At 69.7% G+C, this 10807-nt stretch carries 9 protein-coding genes; 4 read left to right on the top strand and 5 right to left on the bottom strand.

Annotated features, from left to right (window positions below; translation table 11 throughout):
* The 3 genes from hrpB to XM50_RS05015 form a co-directional block, all read right to left on the bottom strand.
* Nucleotides 1-1462, bottom strand: a 1462-nt coding sequence (hrpB, locus tag XM50_RS05025) for an ATP-dependent helicase HrpB (protein WP_046407872.1), incomplete at its 3' end; no start/stop codon positions are given.
* Nucleotides 1462-2622 carry an MBL fold metallo-hydrolase gene (locus tag XM50_RS05020; protein WP_046407902.1) on the bottom strand — a complete coding sequence of 387 codons (1161 nt, stop codon included), beginning with the start codon at nucleotides 2620-2622 and terminating at the stop codon, nucleotides 1462-1464. The genes hrpB and XM50_RS05020, both read right to left, overlap by 1 nt.
* A gap of 21 nt (nucleotides 2623-2643) precedes the next feature.
* Nucleotides 2644-3093 (bottom strand): DUF2721 domain-containing protein, encoded by a 450-nt coding sequence (locus tag XM50_RS05015; protein WP_186314001.1) that lies wholly within the window; start codon nucleotides 3091-3093, stop codon nucleotides 2644-2646.
* 80 nt (nucleotides 3094-3173) lie between these two features.
* Here XM50_RS05015 and XM50_RS05010 point away from each other — a divergent pair, with 80 nt between their 5' ends.
* Nucleotides 3174-4253 carry a GNAT family N-acetyltransferase gene (locus tag XM50_RS05010; RefSeq protein WP_046407869.1) on the top strand — a complete coding sequence of 360 codons (1080 nt, stop codon included), beginning with the start codon at nucleotides 3174-3176 and terminating at the stop codon, nucleotides 4251-4253.
* Here XM50_RS05010 and XM50_RS20405 read toward each other — a convergent pair.
* Nucleotides 4228-4935 (bottom strand): TetR/AcrR family transcriptional regulator, encoded by a 708-nt coding sequence (locus XM50_RS20405; RefSeq protein WP_052742437.1) that lies wholly within the window; start codon nucleotides 4933-4935, stop codon nucleotides 4228-4230. The genes XM50_RS05010 and XM50_RS20405 overlap by 26 nt on opposite strands.
* Nucleotides 4936-5067: 132 nt before the next feature.
* On the opposite strand from XM50_RS20405, the gene XM50_RS05000 reads away from it, so the two are divergent.
* Nucleotides 5068-6135, top strand: a complete 1068-nt coding sequence (locus XM50_RS05000) for a phosphotransferase family protein (protein WP_046407867.1) — start codon at nucleotides 5068-5070, stop codon at nucleotides 6133-6135.
* Between the two features lie 4 nt (nucleotides 6136-6139).
* On the opposite strand, the gene XM50_RS04995 is transcribed toward XM50_RS05000, so the two are convergent.
* Nucleotides 6140-7306 (bottom strand): serine hydrolase domain-containing protein, encoded by a 1167-nt coding sequence (locus XM50_RS04995; protein ID WP_046407866.1) that lies wholly within the window; start codon nucleotides 7304-7306, stop codon nucleotides 6140-6142.
* A 116-nt stretch (nucleotides 7307-7422) separates the two neighbouring features.
* Between XM50_RS04995 and XM50_RS04990 the strand changes: the two genes are divergently transcribed.
* Nucleotides 7423-8334, top strand: a complete 912-nt coding sequence (locus XM50_RS04990; RefSeq protein ID WP_046407899.1) for a glutathione S-transferase family protein — start codon at nucleotides 7423-7425, stop codon at nucleotides 8332-8334.
* Between the two features lie 94 nt (nucleotides 8335-8428).
* On the top strand, nucleotides 8429-10777 hold the full coding sequence (locus XM50_RS04985; RefSeq protein WP_046407864.1) for a putative bifunctional diguanylate cyclase/phosphodiesterase: 2349 nt from the start codon (nucleotides 8429-8431) through the stop codon (nucleotides 10775-10777).
* Nucleotides 10778-10807: the final 30 nt, after the last annotated feature.

Genomic DNA, 10807 nt, shown 5'->3' with positions numbered 1-10807 from the left:
TGACGGCCGCCGGCATTGAGCGCGCCCAGCGCTCCGCCAGCTTGCGCGCCGCCTGCGCCTTGGGCGACCGATCGCCGCGCCAGCGCCGCAGCCGAAGCTCGAGATCCGGGTCATTGCCCCCCAGCCCGCGCTCGCCAAGCAGCACCGCGACCTCCGCCGCCACGCCGCCCAGCCCCATCTCGCCCGCGCGCACCAGCATGTGTGCCAGCCGCGGCGGCATCGGCAGCGCGGCGATGGCGCGGCCATGCGCGGTCGGCCGCCCGTCCGCATCGATCGCGTCCAGCGCGCCGAGCCGCGCCCGCGCCTCGCTGACCGCTGCCTCGGGCGGCGGATCGATCCACGACAGGTCGCGCGGGTCAGCCACGCCCCAGATCGCGCTGGCCAGCACCAGCGCCGACAGGTCCGCCTCCACTATCTCGGGCGGGTCGAACCGCGGCAGGCCGGCGGTCGCCGCTTCCTCCCACAGGCGATAGGCAACGCCCGGCCCCTGCCGCGCCGCACGGCCGGCGCGCTGAGTCGCCGACGCCTGGCTCGCGCGCTCGGTGACCAGCCGGGTCATCCCCGCCGCCCGATCATAGCGCGGCCGCCGCGCCAGCCCCGAATCGACCACGATGCGAATGCCATCAAGCGTCAGGCTGGTTTCCGCGATCGAGGTCGCCAGCACCAGCTTGCGCCGCCCGTCGGGCTCGGCCCGGATCGCCGCGCGCTGGGCGGCGGGATCAAGGCTGCCGTGCAACCGGTGCAGCGCCACGCCCGGCAGCCCCTCCAGGCGCTCCGCCGTCCGCTCGATCTCGGCCACGCCGGGCAGGAACGCGAGCACTCCGCCCTCCGCCTCGCCAAGCGCCAGCCGCACCGCCGCCGCCACCGCATCCTCGATCCGGTCGTGCGTCCGCCCGATGTGACGCAGCGTCAGCGGCCAGCTTCGCCCCTCGCTCTCGATCACCGGCGCGCCGCCCATCAACGTGGCAAAGCGCGCCCCGTCGAGCGTCGCCGACATCGCCACCAGCCGGATGTCCTCGCGCAGCCCGGCCTGTGCATCGAGCGCCAGCGCCAGCCCGAAATCGCCATCCAGGCTGCGCTCATGCACTTCGTCGAACAGCACCGCGGATACGCCCGCCAGTTCGGGGTCACGCTGGATCCGCGCGGTGAAGATCCCCTCCGTCACCACCGTCACCCGCGTCTTTGCCGAGCGTTTGGTGTCGAGCCGCGTCGCATAGCCGAACGTCTGCCCCACCGGCTCGCCCGCCAGCGCCGCCATCCGCTCCGCCGCCGCGCGCGCCGCCAGCCGCCGCGGCGACAGCAGCAGCACCTCGCCGGTGCACCATTCCTCGGCCAGCAGCGCGGGCGCGACCGCGGTGGTCTTGCCCGCCCCCGGCGGCGCGACCAGCACCGCATTGGCGCGGGTGCGCAGCGCCCCGAGCAGATCGGGGAGGACGGCGTGGATCGGCAGGTCGTCGACCATCACGGCAGCGCCATCACCTCGGGCGACCGGAGCGCCGCGTCGATCAGCGCCTCGTCGGGCTGGCGCGCGGGCGGCGTGTAGGCCGGCACCTCCACCGGCGCGCCGACCGTCACCGCGGCGAAACGCGCAGGATCGCCGCCGGTCTGCCGCAGGATCGCCTCCAGCATCCGCACCGGTGTCTCGCGCCCCTCATAGCTCAGGCGGAACGTCCCCCAGTGGATCGGGATGGCATGTGCCGCGCCCAGCCGGTTGAACACCCGCACCGCATCGGCCGGGCCGATATGGCTGCCCGTTCCCATCTGCCCGGGCACGAAGCGGAATGCGCCGACCGGGATCAGCGCCAGTCGCACCGGGCCATGCGCCGCCGCCTCGCGCGGCCAGTTTCCGTCGCCCATCCCCGTGTCGCCGGCGAAGAACAGATTGCCCCCCGGCAGCGTCACGGTGAAGGCGGACCAGAGCGCGCGGTTGCGATCGCTGAACCAGCGGCTGCCCCAATGGTGGTTGCGCGACACCGCCACGGCGACGCCCGGCTTCACCGTCACCGACTGCCCCCAGTCGAGCGCCGTTGACGGCACCCCCGCCTGCCCGATCACGCTGTCATTGCCGAGGCTGGTGACGATCAGCGGCCGGTCACGCTCCCACAGCCGTTTCAGCGTCGCCTTGTCGAGATGATCGTAATGATTGTGGCTGACCAGCACGAGGTCGATCCGGGGCAGGTCCTCCAGCCGCACGCCCGGCGCGGTGACCCGGCCGGGGCCAAAGCCGAACGGCCCGGCGCGATTCGACCAGATCGGGTCGGTCAGGATGTTCAGCCCCTGAGTCTGCACCAGCACGCTGGCATGGCCGATCCAGGTGGCGCGCATCCGCTCGCCCTCGACTTGCGGCAGCGGCCGGGTCTGGGTCACCGGCACCGCCGCCGGCCATTCGGGCCGGCCGTCGCCACCCGTCAGGTACCGCCAGAAAAAGCCGCCACGGCTGCCCCCCGTCGGTGGCCGCACGGTATCGGCGTCGCCATCGGGGTTGAAGAATCGCGCGCCATTGAAATGGTCGCCCGCCGGCCCCTCATAATAGATCCGGTCCAGGAACCGCGGCACGATCGTGATCGCCAGCAGCCCGCCGATCACCAGGAACAGCAACCCTGTCCCCGCCGCCTTCAAAATCGTCTTCAACCCGGTGGCTCCTCAGCGCAGCAATTCGTCAGGCACCCGGATCGCGCGGATGGACATGTGAACTTCGACCATGAACAGAACGAGGCTGGCGATCAGAAGGACCATCGCCAGGATGAAACAGACCGCCAGATACTGGCCGATATGAAGCCCCGCCAGCACCGCGACGAACAGCAGCGCGACGACCAGGCAGGTCATCACCGCGGATGATACCGCCAGGAACAGCGCATGGTTGATGTTGTTCATCCGCCGCGCCAGCAGCCGCAATTCCATGACGTGCCGGTCATGCTCGGGCCCGGTCGTGCGCGGATGCAGCGCCTGCAGGCTGCGCGACCGATCCACCACCCGCGACAGTCGCCCCGCCAGCACGTTCAGCAAGGCGCCGATGCCGGCCAGCATGAACACCGGGCTTACCGACAATTGGATGGTCTGCGCGATGGTGAGGACTTCGGGCGAATAGGGCATCGTCATGGAGTCTGGCCTGTTCGGGGCGGCGCAACAAGCAGCAATGGCTTGGTAACCTGGATCAGGATAGGCAACGAAGCATGACCAGCCATGCCGCGCGTGCCCGAATCAACCGTGCGCCGGGGCCGTGGCATGTCCGTCTGGCGGAGGGCCTGCCCTCGGCAATCGATCACGTCGCCGCCGCCGCGCCTGCCAGTCATGGCTTTCTGCGCCGCGCCTGGTTCGCCGCCGCCATGCAGACCTATGGCGGATCGGTACGCACCATGATCGTTGAGGCGGGCGACACGCCCGTCATCGCGCTGCCGCTGCGCACCGTCGGCCCGAGGCTGGCGCGCCTTGCTGCCGTGCCGGGCAGCTTCTGGCCGTTCCGCAGCTTTCCGGTGGCGGAGGACACCCCGCCCGCCGCTTTCGACACGCTGCTCTCAACACTAGCGCGCACCGTCCGCGTGCTGCGTATCGGCCCGGTCTATGATGGCGATCCTGCCGCAACGCCGCTGATCGATGCGGCGCGCGCCAGTGGCTGGCGCGTGATCGACCGCACCATCGCCACCAGCTTCCTGCTCGACATGGCGGCCGCGCTGGCGGAGGGGGTGTGGCCGCGCAATTCCACGCTGCGCAAGAACCGCTTCCACGAAAAGCATTTGGCCGAACACGGCACGCTCGGCTGGTCGTTCCTGACCGGCCGGGACTGGCCCGCCGCGTTCGATGATCTCGCCGCGATCGAATGGTCCAGCTGGATCGCCGCCCGCACCGACGGGCGCGACGCGAAATTCACCCGCGCGGGCCACGGCGCCTTCTGGCGTGCCGCCGCCGCCGATCCGGTGCTGGCGGGCATGTTCCGCGCCGCACTGCTGACGGTTGACGGCCGCCCCGCCGCCTTCTCCTTCGACATTGACGCCGGCGACCTGAAGTACGCCGTCGCCAACAGCTATGATCCGACGTTCGGCAAACATTCGCCGGGCAAGCTGCTTTATTACCGCAACCTCGTCGACGCGCTCGACCGCGGCATCACCCGGGTCGATTGGGGCGCCGGCGACAGCGGCTACAAACGGACGATCGGCGCCGCGCCCGGCCCGGCGATCCGCGATTATCTGCTGATCCGCCCGGGCGCGTCCACCGCGCTCGCGCCGCTGATCAGGCTGGCGTGGCGGAAACGCTAGCAGCGGCGGGGCGCGATGCCTCCTCGGCTGGCGGTGGCCCCATCAATATTGCCTCCACCGCATCGATCATCCCGTCCAGCGCCACCGGCTCGCCCCAATAGGGATGATCCGGCCCCGCCCCCGCATCACGCGCCGCCTCGCGCCCCGCCAGCAAGGTGCGCAGCGACAGGCCGGCGAACAGCAGCCGCTGATTGACCAGCGCGTGCGGCAGATGCGCCAGCAGCCGGTGGAAATGCGCCAGGCAGCGGACATAGCCTTCGGAATGTTCGCCGCCCGCCCATTCGTCGAACATCTGCCGCCGCTCGGTCTGCATGCTGGTCATGAAACGGAAATAGGTCTCGCCTTCCCCCGTCTCGCCTTGCAGCTCGGCATTGGGCACGACCAGCGCACGCACCACGTCGCGCAAGGACATCTCGCCCTTCGCCTCCGCCTCGTCCAGCATGGTCATGCGCGATGCGTCGATCAGGTCCGCGCCCTCGACCACCAGCTCGCGCAGCAGGTCGTCCTTGCTGCCGAAATAATAATGCACCGCCGCCGCGTTGCGCTGCCCTGCGGCTTCCACGATCTCGCGCATGCCCACCGCCGCGATGCCGCGTTCGGCGAACAGGCGGCGCGCGGCGCGCTTCAGCTCGTTGCGGGTGGAGCCGCCACGGCCGGCGGAGGGGGGACGCACCATGTTCATGCGGCAGGACCATCGGCCATGCGCGCCCGCGGTTCAAGTCACATGGCTTAGATTGACGCATCCCGGCCCCGCCGCCATGCTAAGGCGACCGACTTAGAAGCGGCGACCTGACAACGGCGGAGCGGGAGAGAGATGGCGGCATTGGCGCATGATCGTGAGGCATGGGCGGAACTCATCGATCTCGACGTGCTCGCGCGCTGGATGGATCGCCAGGGGCTCGGCGACGGGCCGATCACCGGCGCGCAGACGCTGGGCGGCGGCACGCAGAACATCCTGCTGCGCTTCGACCGGGCCGGCCGCACCTATGTCCTGCGCCGCCCGCCGCGCCGCCCGCGTCCCGAAAGTGACGAGGTAATGCGCCGCGAGATGAAGGTGCTCGCCGCGCTCGCCGGATCGGACGTGCCGCACCCCGGCTTCATCGCCGGCGAGGGCGATCCGGCCGTGCTGGGCACCGCTTTCTACCTGATGGAGCCGATCGACGGCTTCAACGCCACCGTCGGCCTGCCCCCGCTCCATGCCGAAAGCGCCGATGTGCGCCGCCGGATGGGCGAGGCGATCGTCGACGGCGCCGTTGCGCTTTCGCGGGTCGACCCGCATGAGGCGGGGCTGGACGATCTGGGCAAGCTCGACGGCTGGCTCGAACGCCAGGTGCCGCGCTGGCGCGCGCAATTGGATGGCTATGCCAAGTTCGACGGCTGGACCGGGCTCGACGCGCTCCCCGATGTCGATGCGATCTGCGCCTGGCTGGAGGCGAACCGCCCGACGACGATGCGCCCCGGGCTGATCCACGGCGACTATCACCTCTCCAACGTCATGTACCGGCCGGATTCGCCCGCGCTCGCCGCGATCGTCGACTGGGAACTCGCCAGCCGCGGCGATCCGTTGCTCGATCTCGGCTGGCTGACCGCCACCTGGCGCGACCCCGATGACGCCAATCCGCGGCTGTCGGTCACGCCGTGGGACGGCTTCCCCACGCTGGCCGAAATCGCCGATCGCTATCTCGCCGCCACCGGCCGCACCGCGGCGGAGGCGCGCTGGTACACCGTCCTCGCCCCGTTCAAGCTCGGTGCGATCCTGGAGGGAAGCCACGCCCGCGCCTGCGCCGGCCTGACGCCAAAGCCGATCGGCGACGCGCTCCACGCGCACACCATCTCGCTGTTCGACCGCGCGCTGCGCCGCATCGACAAGCCTTTGCTCTAGGCCCTCACTCGCCCCGCGCCAGCCGCTCCTCGGTCAGCGTCAGCGCCGATCGCGCGCCCGGCTCAGGCGTCACATTGGTCGCGAAATAGGCGATTCCGGTGCCGGCCGCGCGATCGACCCACAGGCCCGACCGCAGGCCATAGGCCTCGCCCGCATGGCCGATCCGTGGCCGCTTGTCGCCCACCGGATCATCACGGCAGGCCGGCAGCGGCGTCGCGGTAAAGCTGACCGCCAGGCCATAGCGGCAGTTGAAGCCGCCCGCGCGCACCCCGCTCTCCGCCTCCTCATTCTGCACGCCATTACTACCGTCGAACGTCCATTCGGGCGTCGTCAGCACCCGCATCGACGCCGGCGACAACAATCGCACGCCATCCACCGAGCCATCGCTCAGCAGCAGTCGCCCGATCTTGGCCAGCCCGCGCATCGAGATGCGAAGCCCACCCTGCGGCGAGAACAGCGCGCCATTGCGCCCCGCCTGCCAGGTCGTGAGGTCGCAGCTGCCATCCTTTGCGGGCGTGACCGGACAGCCGGCGATGAACGCCTGTTCGTCGCGCACCGGTTTTCCCTCGTCATACAGCACCACCGCGCGCGCCTTCGCCTCCGCACTGCACCCGGCCCAGTTGAAACAGGCGTCGAGCTTCAGCGGCGCGAGCACCAGCCTCTCCATCAGCCGATCGAACCGCTCACCCGTCGCCCGCTCCATCACGCTCGCCACCACGGGAAAATTGAGGTTGGTGTAGCGAAAGAACCGCCCTGGCGGGTTGGCGTCATCCCACGCCTTCGGCTCCGCCACCGCCGCCTGGATGCCTTCGTCCAGCGCGATCAGATAGCCGGCATGGTCGGTCAGGCCCGAACGGTGCGACAGCAGCAGGCGCAAGGTGATCGGCACGTCCGGGTAATTCGGATGGCGCAGCCGCCAGCCAAGCCGCTCCGACACATCGGCATCAAGGTCGAGCACCCCTTGCTCCACCAGCCGCATCACCCCGATCGCCACCACCAGCTTGGAGATGGAGGCGATGCGCACCGGATCATCCGCCGTCACCGCCCGGCCGCTTGCGGCGTCTGCCAACCCGCGGCTGTCGACCGTCGTCACGCCGTCGCGGTCGAACGCCACCCGGACGCTCGCCATCGGCGCACTCGCAGCAGCCAGCATCATCAGCAGCATCGGCATTCCCCCTCACCCTCCTCGATCGCCCGCCCAAAAGAAAACGATCGACTTAGTTGTGCACAACGGTAATCCTCCCGCTCATGCTGCCGCCCACGAGCAGCAACCGGAAGAGGACCGCCATGACCATCCTGCTGCACCAGTATGACAGCTCGCCCTTTTCCGAAAAGGTTCGCGTGTGCCTCGGCATCAAGCAACTCGCCTGGGCCGCGATCGACCAGCCGGTGATCATGCCCAAGCCTGATCTGCTGGCGCTCACCGGCGCCTATCGCCGGATCCCGGTGATGCAGATCGGCGCCGACATCTATTGCGACAGTGTGCTGATCGTGCGCGAGCTGGAACGCCGCTTCCCGAGCCCCTCGCTCTTCCCCACCGGCAGCACCGGGCTCGACCAGGCGCTGGCACAATGGACCGACCGCTCGTTCTTCCAGGCGGCGGTCGGCGTCATCTTCGGCGGCCTGGGTGACAAGGTCGATCCCGCCTTCCGCGCCGATCGCGAGAAATTGAGCGGCGCGCCCTTCAACCCGGAGGCGATGGCCGCCGCGGTCCCCTATATGGCCGCGCAGCTGCGCAGCCACGCCGCGCTGGTGAGCGATCAACTTGCCGACGGCCGCGCCTTCCTCACCGGCGACCGCCCCGGCCTCGCCGATGCCAACGCCTTCTACAATCTGTGGTTCGTGCGTTCCTTCCACGCCCCGTCGGCAGACGCCTTCCTCGATCTGCCCGGCCTCGCCGCCTGGTATGACCGGGTGGTGGCGATCGGCCATGGTGATCGCAGCGCGGCCACGCGGCAGGATGCGATCGCGGCCGCGCGCGACGCCACGCCCGCCCCCGCCAGCGTCGATCCCGCCGATCAGGCGCTCGCCGGCCGCACCGTCACCGTCGCCGCCACCGATTATGGCCGCGATCCGATCGCGGGCCGACTCGTCGGATCATCGCCGCACCATTGGTCGATCGCGCGTGATGACGACCGCGCGGGATCGGTGGTCGTTCACCTGCCCCGGCTCGGCTTCGCGCTAACACCCGCCCACTGATTGTTGCGCCATTTCCCTGATACACAGCGGAAAGGATGCGCGCATCACGGCGATGGAAACGATAAATAAACCCTGATCGTGTCATCCGGGTGTCGTGAAACTGCCGTTCAGCCCTGGTCCGGTCCCCGTGCCTTTATGGCAGCTGCTGGGTATCCGGAATGGTGACGACCCGGAATTGTGGGGGCGGTTGCGCGCGACTCAGCTGTTTGTCGGCCGCCGACTCGCGCTGTTCCTGCTCGCCGCCAACCTGTCGGGCGCGGTTGCGGTATCGATTCTGTTCAACGGGCGCGTACCGCATTGGTGGCTCGCGACCTGGTTCGTCGGGCTGGTCGCGGTATCGACCCTCATCACGCTTCGCCGCCTCAACACGCGGCATCTGGCGGAGGGGCAGGCCTCGCTGCAGGAGATGCGGGACACCGCGCTCGAAGGGCTCGCGCTTGCCGCGATCTGGAGCTTCCCGCCGCTCGTCTTCGCCGCCACCGCGCCGGCGGCGACCTTCGACCTGTGGATGATCCTGTCGGTGCTGATGACCGCGGCTGCCTTCGCCATGGCGCCGCTGGTCCTTGCCGCGCTCAGCTTCATCGGCGGCGTCGCGGCCTCTGCGATCCTCCTGCTGCTGCTCCAGCAAGCGATCATCCCGGCGCTCGCGACCTTGATCTTCGCCGCGCTGCTGGTCGCCGCGTGCATCACGCGCGCCCGGTTCCATGTCATGCTGCGCGCGATCGAGCTGAACCTCTCCGACAGCAATGAAACCGTCAGCCTGCTGCTCGGCGAGTTCGAGGATTCGCGCGCCGACTGGCTGTGGGAAACCGATGCGCAGCGCCGGCTCTGCCGCGTCAGCACTCGGGTTGCCAGTGCGCTCGGCTACACCCCCGATCAGCTGGAGGGTATGTCGCTGCTCCAGGCGCTGGCCGGCCCCAGCTGGGACACCGGCGATTTCAGCCCCGGGCTCCGCCTGCTCGCCGACAAGCTGAAACGGCGCGAGCCGTTCCGCGACCTCGTGCTGCCGGTGATCGTCGGCGGCAAGCAGCATTGGTGGGAAATCACCGCCAGCCCGCGCCACGACGAAAGCGGCCGTTTCGTCGGCTTCCGCGGCGTCGGCTCCGACGTCACCGAACAGCGCACGTCGGCCGACAAGATCAACCGGCTGGCCCGCTTCGACGCGCTCACCGGCCTTCCCAACCGGCTCTACGTCAACGAGGCGCTGGCCCGCGCGCTGGCGGAGGCGGAACGCTGGGGCAGCCGCGCCGCGTTCATGATGATCGACCTTGATCGCTTCAAGGCGGTCAACGACACGCTTGGCCATCCGATCGGCGATCGCCTGCTGGGCCGCGTTGCGGAGCGGCTCGGCCAGCTCATCACCGAAAACGAGCTGATCGGCCGGCTCGGCGGCGACGAGTTCGCCGTCGTCGTCAACGATGCGACCGATCCGGCGCGGGTCGAGTCGCTCGCCCGCACAATCATCGACACGCTGTCGCAACCCTATGAGGTCGATCAGCACACGCTCTACATCGGCGCCTCGGTCGGCGTCGCCACCTCGCCGCGTGACGGCCGCGCCGCGGAAACGCTGATCCGCTCGGCCGATCTTGCGCTCTATCGCTCGAAGGACGCCGGCGGCGGCGTCTTCCACGCCTATGAGCCGCAGCTTCATGTCGATGCGGAGGAGCGGCGCGTGCTCGAAATGGCGCTGCGCAAGGCGCTCGACCGCGGCGAGCTGCAGCTCGACTATCAGCCCGTCGTCGATGCGACGAGCGAGCGCCTGTCCGGCTTCGAGGCGCTGCTGCGCTGGCACAATCCCGAATTCGGCACGATCTCGCCGGCGAAATTCATCCCGCTGGCGGAGGAGACCCGGCTGATCGGGCCGATCGGCGAATGGGTCGTGCGCACCGCCTGCGAGGAAGCGACCCGCTGGCCCGATGACGTGCGCGTCGCGATCAACGTCTCGCCCGAACAGCTGCACAATCCCAATTTCGTCGCGGTCGTCGCCCGCACGCTCGCCAGCACGAAGCTCGCGCCGCACCGGCTGGAGCTGGAGGTCACCGAAAGCGTGTTCATGCGCGAGGGGACCGGCGCGGTGAAGGTGCTGGACCGCATCCTCGAACTGGGCGTCCGGCTCAGCCTCGACGATTTCGGCACCGGCTATTCCTCGCTCGGCTATCTGTCGCGCACGCGCTTTTCCTCGATCAAGATCGACCGCAGCTTCGTGACCGCCGCGGCCAAGGGCGTGCCGGAGGCGCTGGCGATCATCCGCGCCGTCGTCGCGCTCGCCGGCAGCCTCGGCATGGCGACGACGGCGGAGGGGGTGGAAACGTCCGACGAACTGACGCTCGTACGCGCGCTCGGCGTCTCCAAGATCCAGGGTTTCTACTTCGGCCGCCCGCTGCCGGTGAGCGAGGCACGCGCCCTGGCCGGCCGTACGGGCCCCGCGTTTCGTGCCGCTTGAACCTTTGCGCCAGGGTCGCTAAGGGCCGTG

The organism is Sphingomonas sp. Ag1 (assembly GCF_000980895.1).
Classification (GTDB): domain Bacteria; phylum Pseudomonadota; class Alphaproteobacteria; order Sphingomonadales; family Sphingomonadaceae; genus Sphingomonas; species Sphingomonas panaciterrae.
The sequence above is the reverse complement of the archived record's forward strand: the minus strand, read 5'-3'. Positions and strand labels throughout refer to the sequence as shown.